Source organism: Streptomyces sp. NPDC017246 (assembly GCF_044331325.1).
Lineage (GTDB): Bacteria > Actinomycetota > Actinomycetes > Streptomycetales > Streptomycetaceae > Streptomyces.
Genome location: NZ_JBIRMW010000004.1, coordinates 97,160 through 114,871, shown reverse-complemented (window position 1 = coordinate 114,871; position 17,712 = coordinate 97,160). Strand labels below are relative to the sequence as shown.

13 protein-coding genes are annotated in these 17,712 nt (G+C 73.8%); 2 read left to right on the top strand and 11 right to left on the bottom strand.

Annotated elements, in window-relative coordinates; translation table 11 throughout:
- Positions 1–285: 285 nt before the first annotated feature.
- Genes ACH4MY_RS11325 through ACH4MY_RS11315 form a run of 3 tightly spaced genes read right to left on the bottom strand, consistent with a single transcriptional unit; the run spans position 286 to position 3,956 of the window.
- On the bottom strand, positions 286–837 hold the full coding sequence (locus ACH4MY_RS11325) for a DUF305 domain-containing protein (RefSeq protein ID WP_398000835.1): 552 nt from the start codon (positions 835–837) through the stop codon (positions 286–288).
- Positions 813–2,183, bottom strand: coding sequence for a DUF1996 domain-containing protein (locus ACH4MY_RS11320; RefSeq protein ID WP_398000833.1), 1,371 nt, complete (start codon positions 2,181–2,183; stop codon positions 813–815). Before ACH4MY_RS11320 ends, ACH4MY_RS11325 begins: the two co-directional genes overlap by 25 nt.
- Positions 2,184–2,225: 42 nt before the next feature.
- Positions 2,226–3,956, bottom strand: a complete 1,731-nt coding sequence (locus ACH4MY_RS11315; RefSeq protein WP_398000830.1) for a discoidin domain-containing protein — start codon at positions 3,954–3,956, stop codon at positions 2,226–2,228.
- A 345-nt stretch (positions 3,957–4,301) separates the two neighbouring features.
- Between ACH4MY_RS11315 and ACH4MY_RS11310 the strand changes: the two genes are divergently transcribed.
- Entirely contained in the window at positions 4,302–5,294 is a 993-nt protein-coding gene (locus ACH4MY_RS11310; protein ID WP_398000827.1) for a LacI family DNA-binding transcriptional regulator, read from the top strand.
- Between the two features lie 9 nt (positions 5,295–5,303).
- Here ACH4MY_RS11310 and ACH4MY_RS11305 read toward each other — a convergent pair whose 3' ends face one another.
- Positions 5,304–5,729 carry an SRPBCC family protein gene (locus ACH4MY_RS11305; protein WP_398000824.1) on the bottom strand — a complete coding sequence of 142 codons (426 nt, stop codon included), beginning with the start codon at positions 5,727–5,729 and terminating at the stop codon, positions 5,304–5,306.
- Between the two features lie 72 nt (positions 5,730–5,801).
- A complete protein-coding gene (locus tag ACH4MY_RS11300; protein WP_398000822.1) occupies positions 5,802–6,812 on the bottom strand; it encodes an aldo/keto reductase in 1,011 nt (336 codons plus the stop codon).
- A gap of 159 nt (positions 6,813–6,971) precedes the next feature.
- Here ACH4MY_RS11300 and ACH4MY_RS11295 point away from each other — a divergent pair, with 159 nt between their 5' ends.
- A complete protein-coding gene (locus ACH4MY_RS11295) occupies positions 6,972–7,892 on the top strand; it encodes a LysR substrate-binding domain-containing protein (protein ID WP_398000820.1) in 921 nt (306 codons plus the stop codon).
- A gap of 38 nt (positions 7,893–7,930) precedes the next feature.
- Here ACH4MY_RS11295 and ACH4MY_RS11290 read toward each other — a convergent pair whose 3' ends face one another.
- From ACH4MY_RS11290 to ACH4MY_RS11265, 6 genes are all read right to left on the bottom strand, one after another.
- Positions 7,931–8,035, bottom strand: coding sequence for a twin-arginine translocation signal domain-containing protein (locus ACH4MY_RS11290; RefSeq protein WP_398001650.1), 105 nt, complete (start codon positions 8,033–8,035; stop codon positions 7,931–7,933).
- 69 nt (positions 8,036–8,104) lie between these two features.
- Positions 8,105–8,749: a TetR/AcrR family transcriptional regulator gene (locus tag ACH4MY_RS11285; protein WP_398000818.1), complete on the bottom strand. Its 645-nt coding sequence runs from the start codon at positions 8,747–8,749 to the stop codon at positions 8,105–8,107.
- Between the two features lie 142 nt (positions 8,750–8,891).
- Complete coding sequence (locus tag ACH4MY_RS11280; protein WP_398000815.1) at positions 8,892–10,238, bottom strand: Ig-like domain-containing protein; 1,347 nt, start codon at positions 10,236–10,238, stop codon at positions 8,892–8,894.
- 42 nt (positions 10,239–10,280) lie between these two features.
- Positions 10,281–11,360 carry a WD40 repeat domain-containing protein gene (locus ACH4MY_RS11275; protein ID WP_398000813.1) on the bottom strand — a complete coding sequence of 360 codons (1,080 nt, stop codon included), beginning with the start codon at positions 11,358–11,360 and terminating at the stop codon, positions 10,281–10,283.
- On the bottom strand, positions 11,357–13,081 hold the full coding sequence (locus ACH4MY_RS11270; protein ID WP_398000810.1) for a hypothetical protein: 1,725 nt from the start codon (positions 13,079–13,081) through the stop codon (positions 11,357–11,359). Before ACH4MY_RS11270 ends, ACH4MY_RS11275 begins: the two co-directional genes overlap by 4 nt.
- 2 nt (positions 13,082–13,083) lie before the next feature.
- Positions 13,084–17,712 (bottom strand): hypothetical protein, encoded by a 4,629-nt coding sequence (locus ACH4MY_RS11265; protein WP_398000807.1) that lies wholly within the window; start codon positions 17,710–17,712, stop codon positions 13,084–13,086.

The following is a 17,712-nucleotide window of genomic DNA, read 5'->3' as shown; positions in this document are numbered from 1 at the left end:
CCACTGACACGCGGCGGAGCACACACGCTTCAGGTCGACATGACCTCGAGTGGTGAGAAGCGCGGATCGGTGCATGGCGCGCAACATAACCGTGAGCGCGCGGGCCGGTCAAACCTTTGCCCGGATGGTGGACGACTCGTCCCGAGGAGTGGGCATACCGCGCTGCGGGTGCGCGGAGAAGCGCCCCTCCGTCCGTACGGCACCGACCCGCGCTCGCCCTGTGGCAGGTGGCAGGTGGCAGGTGGCGGGCGTACGCGCCATGGCGTGCGTGCGTCCGCCCGCCGCTCAGCGTGGTGTCGGGTCCAGCAGGGCGAGTTGTTCGGCGGCGCTCCTCTCGATGGTGCCGGCCAGGTCCTTCGCGTCGTCGGACGTGCCGGAGGCGCGTTCCCCGGCGCAGAGCGACCGGGTCTGGGTCAGGTGGGCGCGCATGCTCTCCCCGAAGAGCCGGTCGAGCTCCTCCCCGGTGCTCCTGGAAGCCCTTTCAAGGGTGTCGAGGGGGACCATCCCCGGCATGTTGTGCCCCTCGTGGGGGCGTGTGTCGGGGACCCCCGAACGCTCCAGGAGGCCGCGCAGACGCGCCAGTTCGCCCTTCAGCCTCGCTCCCGACGCCGTCGCGAGCCCGGCCAGGGCCAGGTCGGCGGTCCGGGCCGACGCGAGGTCGGCGAGACGCTGGGCCCGCTCGTCCATGGGGATCATCAACTGGATCCAGGCGGTGTCGGTGGCGTTGAAGGCCACTACGCGCGGCGGACCGGCCACCGGCTGCTGGACGCAGCCGGTGGCCAGCAGGGCGGCGAGCAGGGCCGTCCGCGGGATCAGAACGTACCGGCGGAGTTGCACTTGGCGCTCTGCACGATGCAGTTCCTCACCCGGTGTCCCAGGGCCGCGTCGTCCCAGGCGTTGAAGAAGTCGCCGTGGATGGAGGACGCCAGGCCCGAGGAGAGCGAGAAGCCGGCCGCGCTGCCGCTCGTGGGGTAGCCGATGACGAAGGAGACGGAGGGGATGGCGATCGGATGGTCTCCGCCGCACGTGCCGTTGTAGGTGAACGCGACGTGCGACTTGTGGTCGGGGCTGTCGAGGTGCTTGCCGTCCCAGCAGTCCGGGAAGAGCAGTTGGTACACGAGCTTGGCGGTCGGTGCGCAGACCGGCCAGTTGCCGTCGGCGCTGCGGCCGATCTCGCCGCCCTCACCGGCGCAGAAGAACTGGTTGGCCGAGCCCGCCGGGGTGGGCACCTGCGACTTGGCGTTGCCGGCGATCATGCGGAAGCCCTGGGGGAAGGGGACCGTCGCCGAGGGGTCGGGGAGCCGGGAGCCGTAGTAGACGATGACGCCCTCGGGTTCGACGGCCCTGCCTCCCTCGTAGAGGGTGGGGATCCAGTACGCGGAGAGGTCCTCCGGCGGGGTGCAGCTCGTGCCGGTGTGGGCCCGCAGGCTCTGCGGCGTGGTGAAGGCGTCGGTGCTCCTGTTTCCGAAGAAGCTGTGCATGTGGGACGCGCCGGGCAGGCCGGGGACGACGATCGGGTCGTCCGGCGCGGAGTGGCTGTAGGTGCAGGTGGCGTTGAACTCGGGGACGCGGACCGCGCCGGCCGGGACGGCGGCGGGTGTCATCGCCCGGAACTGTGCGAGCTGGGCGTTCCACGCGGTCTGGTCGACGGCCACCCACCCGGGCGCCGCGCCTCCTCCTCCGCTGCCGAAGGAGAACCAGTTGATGTTGACGAAGTCGCCGGGGGTGGAGCTGCGGAGTACGGCGAACACCGTCTGCGGGCCCGCGGGGTGCGTGGTGACGTCGGCCGTCCGGGTGGCCCAGTTCTGCCAGCCTCCGGTCGAGCTGATGGGGAACGAGGTGAGGAGCGGTCCGGCCGGCGCTCCGGTGCGCAGCTCCACGGTGCCGGTCCCGGTGGCGGATGCCACGCGGGCCGAGACCGTCAGGGGGCCGGCGGCGCCGAGGTCGACGCCGTCGAAGCGCATCCAGTCGCCGTCGGCGAGGAAGGCGGCGTTCTGTCCGCCGCCGGTGTCGGCGGTCGCCTCCACGGCGACGCCGGACTGGGCGGCGTAGGACTCGGCCTGGACGACGACGGTCGCGGCCCAGGCGGGCCGGGTGGAGAGGGTGATGCTGAGGGCGGCGGCCAGGACGACCGCCAGCGCCCCCGCCAGGAGGGTGTACAGGGGTACGGCGTGTCTGCGCATGTCACTTCCTTACGGACGTGGGGTGCGGGGTGGAGGGGCCGGCTACTGGTAGACGCGCACGTAGTCGACGAGCATCTTCGAGGGGAACGGCGTCGTGGAGTCGGTCGGGCCGGGCCAGTCGCCGCCGATCGCGAGGTTCAGGATCATGTAGTGCGGGTGGTCGAAGATCCACGGCCCGCGGGTCCGCTCCACCTGCTCCTTGTCGAGCGTGAAGACGGTCCGTCCGTCGAGGCTGTAGACGATCCCCTTGCTGTTCCAGTCGGCGGTCCAGGTGTGGAAGTCGTCGGAGAAGTCGGCGTCCTGGGGCAGCCGGTACGGCGCGCCGATCCCTCCGCCGCCGTTGTAGGCGGGGGCGTGGACGGTGGAGTAGGCGGTCTTCACGTCCTTGCCGAGGATCTCCATGATGTCGATCTCCCCGTTGTACGGCCACGGCCGGCCGGTCAGGAAGTCGCCGCCCATCATCCAGAAGGCGGGCCAAAGACCTTTGCCCTTGGGCACCTTGACGCGCGCCTCGACCCGTCCGTAGGTGAACTGGAAGGTGGCGCCCGTGTTCATCCGGGCCGAGGTGTACTGGCAGGTGGTGCTCCCGGTCAGCGGGTCGGGCGGGCACCCCTGACCCGGGGTCGCCTCCTGGCGCGCCTCCATGACGAGGTGGCCGGCGCCGTCCAGTGCGGCGTTGCGGTGGTCGGTGTAGTACTGCAGCTCGGCGTTCTGGCCGGTGCCCGGGTCGGCCCGCCACTTGGCGGGGTCGGGCCGGCCCCCGGCCGCGCCGTCGAACTCGTCGCTCCACACGAGCCGCGGCGGGTTCGCCGGATCGGCGGGCAGCGGCGGGGCGGGGATCGGCGCGCCGCCGGAGCCGTACACCTGGAACTCCCACAGGGAGTAGCCGTAGGCGGTGGCGCGTTCGGTCCCGTACATCCGGACGTGACGGCCGGTGCCGGAGACGGACAGGGTCTGCTTGAAGCCGGTGCCGGTGGTGGTCGAGTAGACCGGTGTCCAGTTGGTCCCGTCCGGGGAGACCTGGATCTGGAAGGACTTGGCGTAGGCCGGGTCCCATTGGAGGACGACCTTGTGGATCTGGGCGGTCGCGCCCAGGTCGACGGAGATCCAGCCGGGGTCGGTCCAGCCGGTGGTGGGGCTGGTGGCCCACCGTGAGGCGGGGTCGCGGTCGAACGCCCGGGCCGGGGTGCACTCCCAGCAGTTGGAGTCGGCCTGCGAGGAGGAGGCCGCGCCGGGCCGGCCGTACGAGAGCAGGGTGTCCCCGCCGCCGGGCTGGTCGCCCTCGGTGGTCCGTACGGCGAAGGACCAGAGGGAGTAGCCGTAGGCGGTGGCGCGCTGGGTCGCGGCCAGCCGGACGTAGCGGCCGGTGCCGGCCACGGTCAGGTCCTGGGCGCCGCCCGTGCCCGTGGTCGTGTCGTAGACCGTGGACCAGGTGGCGGCGTCGTTCGACAGCTGGATCCGGAAGGCCTTGCCGTACGCGGCCTCCCAGGCGAGCGCGACTCCGCAGACGTTCTTGGCGGAGCCGAGGTCGATCTGGATCCACTGGGAGTCCGAGAACTCGCTGGACCAGCGGGTGCCGGGATCGCCGTCGACGGCGTTCTGCGCGCCGAACGGGCCTTCGGTGCTGGACGCGGTGGCGGGCCTGCCGCGTGCGGCGTCCACAGTGCCGCAGCCGGCCGCGGCGTGGGCGGGTGGGTCGGGAAGTGCGGTGAGGCTGAGCAGGGTGGCCGCGACGGCGACGAGTAAACCGAGGCGGCGGAACAGTGGAGGCACGGCAGCTCCTCAGGAGGGGGAAAGTCGGGGGAGCGCTCCCTGAGGGGTGAGAATGGGCCGGTCCGGAACGACTGTCAAGGGCTTGGTTCACGGGCCTGAAACGCTGTGGACTCCGCCGTGTTGCTCGATGGAACGGTTTCTCGGAGGGTCGGCCCACAGCCGTCTGGTCGGCCGGGACGGGCCCTGCCTGGGAAAAGAACTCCGTTCCGTGCGGCGGGCGTTCACCGTGATGCGGTGCAACAGCGTGTCTCGAAGGTGGCGTTGACACGAGAGTCGTCCGGACGTCATCCTCGTCGGAAAACGCTCCCCGAAGCCCCTGGGGTACCGCCGACCGAACGGACCGGGATGAAACGACCCACGCTGGAAGTGGTCGCCGCGCGCGCGGGGGTGTCCAAGTCGAGCGTCTCCCGTGTCGTCAACGGCGAGGCGACGGTGGCGCCGGAGATCCGCGACGTCGTCATGCGGGCCGTACGCGAGCTCGGGTACGTGCCCAACGCGGCCGCCCGGAACCTGGTGACGCGCAGGACCGACGCCGTGGCCGTGGTCGTCTCCGATCCCCCGCAGGGCGTGGTCTCCGACGATCCCCTCTTCGCCACCGTCGTGCGTGCCGTCAGCAGGGAACTGGAGGCCGCGGGCAAGCAGGTCGTGCTCATGCTGGCCGAGTCCGACCGGAGCCGCGCCCGGGTGGAGCAGTACGTCGCAGGCGGCCATGTGGACGGCGTCCTGCTGATCGCCCTGCACGGGACGGATCCGCTGCCGGCCGCGCTGGCCAGGACGGGCCTGCCCACGGCCTCGTTCAACCGCACCAACGCGCCGGACGTCCCGTACGTGGGGCTGGACAACGCGAACGGCGCGGCTCTGGCGGTCCGCCACCTGCTGGAGCGGGGCCGGCGCCGGATCGCCGTCATCACCGGCCCGCTGGAGCTCTACGAGTCCCGGGAGCGCCTGGACGGCTACCGGGCCACCCTGCACGGCACCGGACGCCGGTCGATCGTCGCGCTGGGCGACTTCACCCGAGTCTCCGGCGCGGAGGCCATGCGGCAACTCCTGGACGACGACCTGGCGTTGGACGCGGTGTTCGCGAGCAACGACCTGATGGCGATCGGAGCCCTGCGCACCCTGCGGGAGGCGGGGCGCCGGGTCCCCGAGGACGTCGCCGTCGTCGGCTTCGACGACATAGAGGCCGCCGCGTACACCACGCCGGCGCTGACCTCCGTGCGCAGCCCGATGGCCGACCAGGCCCGGGCGACGGTCCGGCTGCTCCTGGGGCTCATCGAGGGCGGTCCGAGGGAGCCGGTGATCATGCCGAACGAACTCGTGGTCCGCGAGTCGACCTGACCGCGACGGTCAGCCGGCATCCCCGGAGAGTGTCCGGTGCAGCGCGGCCAGGCCGTCCCGGTAGATGCCGTGGAACAGATCGACGGCCTCGTCGTCGGTGATGCCGTTCGGGGTGAACGAGCCCGACCACTCCACGCGGGCCGTGTCCTGCCCGGGTACCGCGTGGACGGTGAGGGTGGAGAGGTAGCCGGTGACGGGGAACGGGGCCCGGAGGATGGAGTAGCTGTAGCTCCGTGCCTCGTGGTCGAAGGACTCCAGGCGCTCGACGATGACGCCGCCGTCCTCGTTCACGAGGGTGCGGACGCGTCCGCCCTCGCCGAGTGCGCTGGTGGGGATGTACGGCAGCCAGTCGGGCAGCGAGTCGAAGCCGCCGATGAGCCGCCAGACGCGGTCGGGTGTCGCGGGAATGCCGAGGGACGCGGTCGTGGTGGCCACGGAGATCTCCTGGGGAGTTGTCGGGGCGGGTTGTCGGGGGAGTGAGTGAGGGAGCGTGGGCGGAGGCGGGGCTCAGACGGTGGGGACGGGAGCGTTCCGCGCGATGAGACCCTCCGTGCGCAGGTCGTTCCAGAACGCCCCGGGGACCGTCTCTACGAGCGCCGCGACGTCCTCGGCGATACGGCTGGGCTTCGTGGCGCCCGGGATCGCGGCGACGGTGGCCGGGTGGGCGAGGGAGAACTGCAGCGCGGCGGCCTTGATGCCCACCCCGTGCCGCTCGGCGACGGCCTTGATCCGCCCGACCCGGTCGATGACGGCGGCGGGGGCCTTCTGGTACTCGAAGTGCGTTCCCCCGGCGAGGATCCCCGAGCTGTACGGGCCGCCGACGACGATGTCGACGCCCTGGGCGGCGGCGGCCGGAAGCAGGCGCTGCAGGGCCCGTTCGTGGTCGAGGAGCGTGTAGCGGCCGGCCAGGAGGAAGGCGTCGGGCTTCGGCTCGTCCAGGTCGAGGGTGAGCTCCAGCGGTTCCACCCGGTTGACGCCCAGGCCCCATGCCTTGATGACGCCCTCCTCGCGCAGTCGCTGGAGGACGCGGAAGGCTCCGGTGCGCGCCGTCTCGTAGGCGGCCAGCCACTCGTCCCCGTAGAAGTCCTGGGCGACGTCGTGCACCCACACGATGTCGAGCCGATCGGTCCCGAGGCGCTTCAGGCTGTCCTCGACGGAACGCAGTGTGGCGTCGGCGCTGTAGTCGTTGACCATCTTGTTGGGGCGGCCGTGCTCGAAGAGGCCGCCCTTCTCGCCGAGGTCGCGGGAGGCGGGGTCCTCGGTCTCGTCGAGGACGAGGCGGCCGACCTTGCTGCTGAGGACGAAGGCGTCGCGGGGGTGCCGGGAGAGGATCTCGCCCAGTCGGATCTCGGAGAGGCCGGCGCCGTAGAAGGGGGCGGTGTCGAAGTAGCGGACGCCCTGGTCCCAGGCCGCTTCGACGGTGGCGGCGGCCTCCTCGTCGGGGATGGCGCGGAACATGTTGCCGAGGGGAGCGGTGCCGAAGCCGAGAGTGCCGGGGAGGAGGGACGAGAGGGTCACGGAAGATCCTTTTCATGGTGATGGGCGAGTTTCGACCACTGAACAGCCGATCCGTCGGCTGAACGGCTGATCCGTCCGCCTTGTGTCTCCGAGGCTAGGATCTCCACATGAGACTGTCCAAGACTCACTCGGACTCACTTCAGACCTTTGAGGTCCCACATGCTTGACCTGCGACAACTCCGCTATTTCGTGATCGTCGCCGAGACCGAACACGTCGGGCGCGCCGCCGAGCGACTCCACATCTCCCAGTCGCCCCTCAGCCGGCAGATCGCCCAGCTCGAGAAGAACCTGGGCCTCACCCTCTTCGAGCGCAGTCAGCAGCGCATCAGGCTGACCTCGGACGGTCATGTCTTCCTGACCGAGGCCCGCGCCCTGCTGCGTCACGCGGACCGGCTGGAGAACCTCGGCCGACGGCTCGGCCGGGGCGAGGAGGGCGGGCTCTGCATCGGGTACGTTGCCGACGCCATGCACACGGGTGTCCTGCCCACGGCCCTGCGCACCCTGCGTGAGGAGCGCCCGGGGATTCACGTGGCGCTGTACGGCCAGGAGTCGGCCGAGCAGTTCGAGGGCCTGCGCCAGCGCAGCCTGGACATCGCCCTGGTGCGCACGCCCCCGCCCGAGGACGATCCGGACCTCGACACCTCGCCCCTGCTGCGGGACCCGCTGCTGCTCGCCCTGCCCGCGGACCACCCCCTCGCGGGCCGGGCGGAGGTGACGCCCGAGGAGCTGGACGGTGAGCCGTGGATCGCGGTGGGCGACCCCCAGGAGCCCGGCCGGCGCGACTCGTTCGTCGCGTCGTGCGCCTCGTACGGCTTCACTCCCGACATCCGTCTCGACGCTGCCGATCCGCTCACCGCACTGGGGCTGGTCGCCTCGGGCCTCGGCCTCGCGCTGATCCAGCGGAGCATGATGCGCGGGACGACCGAAGGCGTCGTGGTCCGCGAACTTCCCTGGTACGGGGGATCGGTGCGGCTCTGGGCGGCCTGGCACCGGGTCGACCTGCGCCCCGTGGTGGCGTCGTTCCGCGAGACGGTGCTCACCGGACGCGAGGACGTCACCGGCCGGGACACTGCCTCCTGAACGGGCGCACCCGTACGTGTGAGGCCGGGGTCACGGAGTCACGATCGGGAATTCGGGTTCAGGGGTTTCGAGGACCCCGAGCAGATGGAGGCTGCCGCGGCGCCCATCGCGGTGGCGGCCGCGACGAAGCCGCGCCGGTTCATCGGAGTCATGGCAGGGTGACGCCCTTCTCGGTCGGGGCGCCCACTATTGCAGTTCGACTGCAATACGAGTCAAGGGGTGTGCGGCCCGAAGCCGAGGAGCGCCCGCAGCGTGCGGCCGATCGCCGCACGGGCCGCCGCCTCGTCCAGCCCCCGGCGGGACCGCAGATGGTCCCAGACCGCCCACGACGAAGAGGCCTCCAGCGCGTCGAGCAGCCCCCCGGCCGCTTCGGCGTCCGGCACCCGGCCCAGCTCCGGCGCGAACATCACGGCCAGGTCCGCGCGGAACCAGGCGTCGCCCTCCGCCATCACCCCGCGGAGGCCGGGCGAGTGCGGTTCCAGGCCGAGACCGATCTTCCGGATCGGTGTCATCACCTCGTACATCCGGCTCCGCTGCGCCAGGAGCGCGCCCACCTTGCGCTCCGCCTCCCACGCGGGCGGCACCGGTTCGGCATGGGCGAGCCATCGCTCGGCCTGCCGCCGGGCGGCCGCCACGTACAGCGCCTCGCGGTCGGCGAAGTGCACGAACACCGTGCGCTCGGACACTCCCGCACGCTCGGCGATCGCCTTCCGGGTGGGCTCCTGGGCGGCCTCCGAGAGCAGCCCGAGCAGCGCGTCGAGCAGCGCAGCGGACGTCCACTCCGGGTCCCGCCGACGCCGCCCCCGCGCGCCGCCGTCCGCAGGTCCGGTGCTCTTTCCCGCCTCTGTGTCGCTCACCGGCCCATCGTGGCAGAAGGCGGGAAGGCGATGCTCTCCGTCCGGGACCACGCCGGTGTCCGTCCCGCTCGCGCGCGGCTCCTCCGGCCGGGCATCGACACCGCCGGCGCTGCGCCAGGGGTGCCGTCCTGGCGTCGGTCCGTCAGGGCCCTCGTGTCCCGGCGCGGACGTGCAGCGTGGTCGTACTCGTGCCGTGCGTGTCGTCCCCTCCGTACGCGACGACGATCACCCGGTCGCCCTTCGGCGGGACCGGCGTGCGCAGGGTCGCCAGGCCCAGCTCGTCCAGGGGGACCGTGCCGAGGGACACCCCGTCCGCGGTGAAGGTCACCGTGCCCCGGGGCGGGGGCCCGCCGGGGACGGTCGGTGCGATGCGGACCGTCAGGTCCGTGAAGCCGTCGACCGGGGTGGACGCGGCGGCCGCGGGGGAGTCCTTCCGGCGCGAGGAGTACGAGCGGACGCCCGCCGGGGCCACGACGAGCGTGCCGTCGCGGGTGACACGGAAGCCGCTGCACACGCCGTGCGCGGTCCGTGGCTGGTAGTCCCTCGCGGGAGTGAGGACGGCGGTCAGCTGGCGGGGGCCGCGGGCCGTGCCGTCGAGGGCCGCGATACCGAGGAGGTCGCTGTCCGCGTCGGCCGCGCCGAGCGCCACGGCGAACCCGCCCACGACGAGGGTCCGTGTGCCGCGCCCCGTCAGGAACCGGTCGCAGGACCCGTCGTAGCCGACGGTCCCGTCGGCGTGGACCGTGTACGAGAAGTCGGCGGCCAGGCCGGGGGCCGCGTGGAACGCGTACCCGGCGGCCGGAAGGAGCGTGAGCCGGTGCACGGTGCCGGGGGACAGGAAGGAGCCCGAACCGGCGTCCGACACGCCGACCGGCAGCAGTCCGTGGGAGAGGGACCGGCCGTCGACGGTGACCGTGCGCCCCTGGATCGTGAGGGTGTTCCCGGTGGCCTCGGCGACACCGGCTTCCGCCGCCTCCAGGGCGAGCCCGACCCGCCCGTCGGGCGCGACGGAGAAGCCGAGGCCACCCTCGGCCGTGCCCGCCTCGACCAGCAGCCGGTAGGTCGCGGAGGGCAGCAGAAGCACCTCGTGGACCCGTTCCGATGACAGCGGCGCGGCGCCCGGCAGAGCCGGGGTGAGCGCGTGGTCCAGGGCCCGGGCGTCCACGGTGACCCGCACTCCCCGCACGGTCAGCCGGCGCCCGCCGCGACCTTCGAGGAAGGCGTCGTACTCGGGCGCGAAATCGAGGGTGCCGTCCTCGCGGACGTCGAAGGAGAGGGCGGCCGTCGTGCCGTCGCCCAGGCGCAGCCCGTAGCCCGTGCCCGCGGGCAGCGGCACCTCGGGCGGCGGTTCGGCGGCCCCGTCGACGAAGGCCTTCCAGGCGGTGTCCCCGTCCCTGTGACCGGCCCCGTAAGCGTCCCCGCCCCCGTCCCGGAAGACCGCGACGACGGGGAACGTCAGCTGTGAGGTGTCGAGGGTGATGAGCGGCATCGGCTCTCCCGGGGAGGGGCGGACGGGGCGTCGGACATCGGCTCAGAACGGCGTGGGGCCCTGGATCTCCAGGCGTGGGACGGTCTCGATCCGGGTCGGCGTCCGGGCGGGCCGCAGCGGCACCCCGGTGACCCGCTCCCACCGCAGGAGCCGCCGGTCCCAGCCCGCCGACAGGAGCTCGGACTCGTCCTTGGTCGTCGTCATGGACCAGATGCCCGTCGTGTGCGCGGGCAGGACCGCCCCGATACGCTGCCCGGTCCGGTCCCAGCGGTGCAGCGTGCCGTTCGCGCAGGCCGCGGTGATCTCGCCGTCGCCGGTGAGCAGCACGCACCGCACCGGCGCCCCCGCCACGAGCGGCCCCCCGAGGGGCCGGTCCGCGCCGCGGCCCCACCGGCGCACCGTGCCGTCCAGGCCGCCGGACGCGAACTCCCGCCCGTCCGGGCCCACCGCGAGCGCCTGCACCGGACCGTCGTGTCCGCGGAGCGGTTCGCCGAGCGGCCTGGCTGATTCACGGTTCCAGCGCCGTACGGTGCCGTCCTGACCGGCCGTCACGATCAGGTCCTGGTCGGGTGTGAGTGCCACCGCCCGCACCGCGCCGAAGTGCCCGCGCAGCGGTTCGCCCAGCGGGCTCCAGGTCGTCCGCTCCCAGCGGCGGACCGTGCCGTCCCGGGACGCGGTGAGCAGCTCGTGGCCGTCGCCGGTGAGGGCCAGACCGAGGATCGGTCCCGCGTGGGCCGCGAAGCGTTCGGCGAGGGGTTCGCCGGTCGTCCGGTCCCAGCGCCCCACCGTGCCGTCGGCGCCCGCGGACACGACCTCCCGGTCGTCGGCCGTCAGCACCATGCCCCAGACGGTCCGCTCGGCGTGCAGCGTCAGGGGCCCGGCCAGCTGCAGCCCGGTCAGCCGCTCCCAGCGGAACAACTTCCCGTAGGCGTCCACGCCGACGACCTCCGCCTCGTCGGAGGTGAGGGCGATCACCGTCACATCCGTGCGGATGGTGAACCCCGATCCCTCGGACCCGGCCCGTTCGACATCGAGCAGGGCCGTCCCGGATCCGCCGGTGCCGGTGGCCTCGGTACGGATCCGTCCCGGCCGGCGGCGCGGGCTGCCCGCTCCCGCGTTCACCGCTGCCCCCTCGGCGGAACCGCTCCGTCGAACGCGAGGGCGCTGGAGGCCTCGCCCCGCCCGGCGCGCACGCGCCGCCCCGTCCACTGGAAGACCCGGCCGTCCTCACCGCGGGCCACCACCGGCACCCGGGTGACCGTCACCCCCGAGCGGGGGATCTCCTCGTCGCGGAACGACACGCGCTTCACCTCGGGCTCCAGGATCCGTCCGGCCGCCTTGACCTGCGGCAGCCGCGTGCCGTCCGCCGCGAAGCGGGGGATCTGCCCGCGCCGCAGGCAGACGGCACCCGAACCGGCTTCGAGCGGTACCGGCACCAGCGGGATCCAGTGCGCCGGCACGGGCGTGAGCAGCCGGTAGGCGAGCGCCGCCGGGTCGGTCGGTGGCACCTGTGGCTCCGTGTCCGGTGGTTCGTCGGCCCGCACCCGGGGCCGTCCGGTGGCGCTCTGCACGATCCGCTCGATCGCGAAGCCCAGGTTGGCCATCTCGTCGCGGGCGAACAGCACCTCCTCGACGGCGGTGCCCTCCAGCCGTGCCGAGGCGGTCGGCAGCAGGGGCAGCAACGGCGGCCCGGGGTTTCCGGTCCGGGCGTCCGTCAGCCGGAACACCGACCACGCCTCGTGCTCGGCCGGTTCGATCACCGTCGTCTCCTCGAAGGTGTCGACGACCGAGAGCCGGGCGATCCGGTGGAGCGCGCTCGCGGCCAGGTCCAGCGGGATCATCCAGTGGTCGTTGCCGTAGATGTTCGCGAACTCGACGACGAGGAGCCGGGCCAGGTCCGGCACCCCCGCCCCGACGGCGGGCAGATTGACCCGAGCGTCCTCGAACTCCCACCAGCGGTCCGCGGGCATGCCCGGATACGTGACGCGGGTGGGCAGCACGCCCTTGACGGTCCCACCGGTCGGCGCGGGCAGCGGCGTCGTACCCGCGTCGAGGTCGAAGTGGTACGCGTCGGCGGCGCCCCCGGTGAACTCGGGCGCCGTCAGCGTCACGGGCCGGCCGGCCGGCTCGGCCGTGACCGCGAACCGGTGCTCCAGCCGCTCCCGCGCCCAACTCGAAGGCGCCGGCGGCCCGTACCGCTCCGCGAACCACGCGAGCCAGAGCTCGGCCGCCCGGTCGAACGCGGCCTGCTGCGCCCCGGAGAGCCCCGAAGGCCGCCAACCGCCGTCCAGGTGTCCGGCGAGCGCGACCCCGTCGGGCGCCCGGCCCGCGAGGACCTCGCGCAGGGCCCGCCCGCCGGGGTCGCGGCGGAGCGGATCCTCATCGGGCCGCGCCGGCGGCCGGGGCAGCGGCGCCTTCGCCAGCACGGCGGCGTCGATGCTCTCCAGGGCGGCGTCCGACAGGCTCTGGGTGCGCAGGGTGTCGAGGAAGCGTCGGCCGGCCCGGGCCGAGGCCCGCAGGGGCAGCGCCGTCACGGCCTCGCCCGGTGCGGCCCCCGCCTCCGTGAGGAACTCCAGCGGCACCCCCTTCGGCAGGGGTACGTCCGTGCCGGTACCCGAAGGCCGGAACGCGTCCAGCGGGGTGCTCTCGGTGGAGATCTCGCACCACACCGGCGAGCCGCCGTCCTCGCCCGCGAACTCCGCGAGCTGCCACTGCCGGGCGAGCAGGAACAGCGGGTCGGCGACCCGGGCGGCCAGCGACTCGTCGAGCTGCCCGCCGGTGCCGCTCGGCCGTACCACCGGCTCCAGGCGGTGGTACTGGTCGAAGGCCATGACGTCGAACATCGTCAGGACTCCTTCTTGATCAGCTGTGCCACGATGGCAGCCAGCTCCGGCCGTTTCATCACGCTGAGCAGATTCACCGAGGGCTGTGTCCCCATGGCACCTTCGGGCAGGTAAGCGGCCGGGAGGTACCGCCCGAGCCAGCCCAGCGCGTCCAGGTCCACGAGCCGCAGTTTCGCCAGGTCGAGCGCCTCGTCGACGGTGGCGGCCAGCACGTCCGGAGTCCATGGCACCCCGACCGCGGGCGGCACCGCCAGCAGTACGGCCTGCGGAGCCCGCGCCCCGGGCGCGTCGTAGTGGAACGTGGCACCCGCCGTGTGCCGTTGAGCGGGGATCAGCTCCGACCACGCGTCGACCACGAGCACGGCCGCCTTGTCCGTCCCGAGCGGCCGGTCCGGGCCGTGCACCACCAGACCGGTGGCCGGAGCGTCCTCGTCCTCCGGCCTGCGCAGCGCGCCCACCCACCGGTCGCCCGGCGCGAAGGGCACCTGCCCGATCCGGGGGGCGTGTCCGGTACCCGTCGCGGCGGCACCGGTGTGCAGCAGGAGATCCGCCAGGGCGCCGGTCCCCGGCCGTACCGTGCCCATCAGTTCCACCCAGTCGCCCGGCACCAGCCGGGAGTCGCCCCCGCGGTCGAGCCCGGAGCCGAACGAGGCGTCCAGCGTGCCGGCGGCGGGCGCCGCCGACCTGCCCACCGCCCGGAACCCTGGTCCGAACACCGCCTCCAGGACCGCGGCCGGGGCCCCGGGGCCGCCCGCCGCCGTCGCCTGACCGGCGAGCAGCAGCCGCTCCTCCGCCTCGCGCACTGCGGCTGCCAGCTGGTCGGCCCGCTCCCCGGCCGGTCCGGCCGGCGGCCCGGTCACCCCGTAGGCGGCGAGCTGCTCCAGGTCCTTCGCGTCCGCCGCCGCCCGCAGTCCGGTCAGGGCCTTCTGCGCGCGAGCCGTGAACTCCGCGTCCGCGGCCGGGGGAGGGGGGTTGTCCGCCGGCGCCAGATCGGCCGGGGTACCGGGCCGGGAGGCCGAGAGCACGGCGGCGACCGTCGAGCCGAGGGCCTCCACCTGGGCGATGTCCAAGGTGGTACGGGCCCACCCCGAGTCCCGGCCGGAGCGGAGGACCGGAACGGCGTCGACGGGCACGCTCGACGGCCGCTGCGCCAGGAGCGCCCCTTCCAGCACGATGCGCAGCCGGCCCGCGGCGGCGAGCGCGACCACGTCCAGGGCGCAGTGCCGGGCGAGCGGCCAGGCGTGCTCGGTGACCGTCGCGGGGCCCGTCCCCGCCTCCTGGCCCGGCCGCAGCCACTCCGCGCGCAGCCTGATCCGTTGGGTGGCCCCCAGCTGGTGCCCCGCCCAGGTGTCGAGCAGGGGCTCGGCCTCGGCCCTCGGCCGGGCGGTCTGCTGTGCGCCGTCCCAGCCGGCCGCCCGGGGCGAGCCCTCCGGAACGACCACGAGCACCCGGTGACCCACCGAGATGCCGCGCCGCGGAGTGTCGAGGACCTGGGGCCGCGGCGGCGCCTGCCCACCCGCGGCCAGCGACTCCACCGTGGCGCCGGCCCGGTCCGGATTGCCCTGGGTCAACTGGTGGACGCTCTCGGCGAGCAGCAGGTCCCCGACCGCGTCTAGGTCGTCGTCGAGCGAGGCCAGGTGGCGCCGTACGGCTCCCTCCTCGGCGTGGGTCATCGGCGGTCCGCCCGCGTGCGCCTTCAGATGGGTGACGACCTCGTTCACGGGCACCCCGGCGAGCCGGGCGCCGTCCGTGACGTCGTGGGCGCCGATGAACTCCTGCGCCTGCGCGCCCGGGTGCTGCACGTTCTGCACCGACCACTTGGCCCGCAGCGGCGCGATGAACCGGTCCAGCTCCAGCGGTGCGTCGGGCAGTTCCCGTTCGTCGTGCAGTCGCCGTTCGAGCCGGTAGCCGAGCAGCGCCCCCAGCGGCTGGCCCTGGGCGACCCCGTCGAGGACGGTCATGGCCACCCGCATCCGCCGCGAGGAGAGGTCGACCGCGAAGGCGCCGGCGTCGCCGGGGTGCGACAGATTGCCGCTGTGCAGCACGGCGGCGGTGGCCGCCTGCGGGAGCGAGGGGGCCAGCACCCAGCCCCGGCTGCGCGGCACGTCGAGCGGCGACAGGTTCTCCACCCAGCCGTACGCGCCCAGCTGCACCCCCGTCGGACGTCGGCCGCGCAGCGCGCGGAGCCGGGCGGTGGGGAGGGATCCGATCCAGGCGTCGAGCCGGTGGGAGACGAGGTCGAGGCACTCGCCGAGCAGCCGCTCCATGGCGGCGAAGGGATCCTCCTCGCGCTCCCGCCAGGTGTTCACCCGGCGGGCCAGGTACTGCAGGGCGGCGTCGATCTCCGCGAGCCGTACGCTCCAGGGCCGCTCCGTCCCCAGCAGGGTGAGGACGCCGTTGCGCCGGTTCGCCGCGTCGAGGACCTGCCCGGCCATGGAGGCGCGGGCCGCGAGGACGGTCCGGTACACGGTCATGTCCCGGTCCGCCCCGCCGTCCGTCCCGGTCGTGGGCGCGGGCAGCGCCATGATCTTGCCCAGGGTGAAGGTGCGGCCGAGCAGTTTGGCGCCGCTGAGGGTGTTCAGTTCGTGCGCGGGGTTGAGCAGGGTGTCGGCGGACCGCAGCCGGGGCCAGAGCGTCTCCGGGTCGCGGACGCCCGAGGCGGCCCGCCCGTACTCCAGGTTCGCGGTGTGCCGCAGCAGCGCCTCCAGAAGGGTGCGGGCCTCCTCCTTGCGGACCGTGAGCTTGAGCAGTTCGAAGCGCTCGACGACGGCGTCGAGGAAACCGATCAGCTCGTCCGCCGGGTCGGTGCCCTCGGGCAGCTGCGCCGGACGGACGTACGGCAGCCACAGCCGGGTGGCCGCGCCGTTGATCTGGTGGCTGATCCGCGGCCGGTAGCCGATGCCGAGCGCCGTGTTGAGGGCCTGGGAGTGCCGGTCCTCCGGGGTGTCACCGACGCAGAACCCGGTGCCCGCGAAGCTGATGCCGCTCATGCCGAGCGAGAGGTCCTTGAAGCAGGCCAGCAACCCGCCCTGGACGGAACGCACCGACACCGTCCGTGACACCGGCGCCATTCCCAGGGCGCGCAGCACGTCACGCTCGGGCTTGGGCAGCTGGAGGGTCTCCCCTGCCTGGTCGCGGCCGCCGACCCGGGGCAGGGAGCGGACGCCGACCTCCCAGAACGGGCGCAGCACGCCGAGGACGCGGTGCAGCCCCTTCAGGCCCGGCGGCTCGTGCTCGTCCGGCTGCCAGCGCGCCGTGGCCGTGACCGGGAGCAGCCCGTACGGCTGTCTGCCGAGCCGCAGCACCGGCAGCGGGCCCCGGGCCCGTACGTTCTCGAAGTAGTGCCGGCGCAGCCAGGCCCGGTCGACGGTGAGCTCCACACCGCCGCGGTCCTTCTCCAGGAGTTCGTCGAGGTAGAAGTCCCCGGTCGCGCTCCACACCGCCATCTGCAGGGCCCGTGCGTCGGCCTGCTCCGGCTCGTCGGCCCCGGGCAGGGCCGTGAGCGCGGACACCGGAACGCCGAACGCCGTCGCGACTCGCGCTGAGTTCGCCCACTCGTCGGGCGCTGCGGCGGGGCCGGCGGCACCGAGCAGCCGGTCCACGTCCGGGGGCGCCGGCGTGGAGCCGACGCCGTCCCGGGTGTTGTTGGTCGCCGTGCCCTGCCGTACGAACTCCGCCTCTCCGTCGCCGTCCCGGCCGGACAACAGCCGGGTGAGCCGTTCCGCCGAGGCCTCGGGACCGAGGGAACCGGACACACCGAACGCCACCACCCGGGTCAGCAGCGGTTCCCTGGCCGGCGCGTACCCCTCCCGGTCCAGCGGCACGGTGACGGCGAGCCCCTTCCTCTCCGCCTCGGAGAACTTCGTCAGCCACAGCAGCTCCGGGTCGAGGTGCGGTCCGTCCGGCGCGGGCACCGCGTCCGGATCGGGCCCGATCTGCACCACGTCGGGGACCGGCTCGCCCTCCTTCTCACCCACCAGCACATCGCCCTGGTACGCCCGTACGACGAAGAGGTCCGGCAGTGTCGAGGCGGTCGCCGCCCGGTTCCAGCCGCGCCCGCGGACCGGCACCACGGGCCAGGCCGGCTCCGGCTCCGGAGCGGAGTCGGGCAGCGGCGACGGCGGCCGGGTGTCCGACACGGGGGTGAGCAGCCGTACGAGCCAGCGGGCCCGCCGCGCGCCGAGCGCGCCCGACAGCTGCCCCCAGGCGGCGAGGAGCAGCCGGGCCCGGTCCCCGTCCGCGTTCTCGCTGCGGCCGGCCCGCCACACCGTCCGCCAGTAGCGGCGGCCCTGCTGCACCTCGCCCGCCGTGGGGTGCGGCTCGTGGGACTCGACGTGGATGTCGTCGGGGAAGATCCGTACGAGCAGCCTGTCCCGGCCCTCCTCCCTCCGCACCCGGGTCTCCAGCCGTACGGGCAGGAGCAGCAGGGGCACTTCGGGATCCAGGTCCGCCAGCAGCGGGGCGAAACCCCTCCCGGCGAAGGCGCGCATGCCCTCGTCCAGGTCACCGCGGGCGGTGCCGAGGCGGGTGAAGGCGGTCCGCCGGTCGGTGGCGGTGGCCCGGGCACCGAGGAGCGCGCGGTGCTCCTCGGCCTCGGCCACGGCCCGGCGCAGTGCGCCGAGATCGGTCAT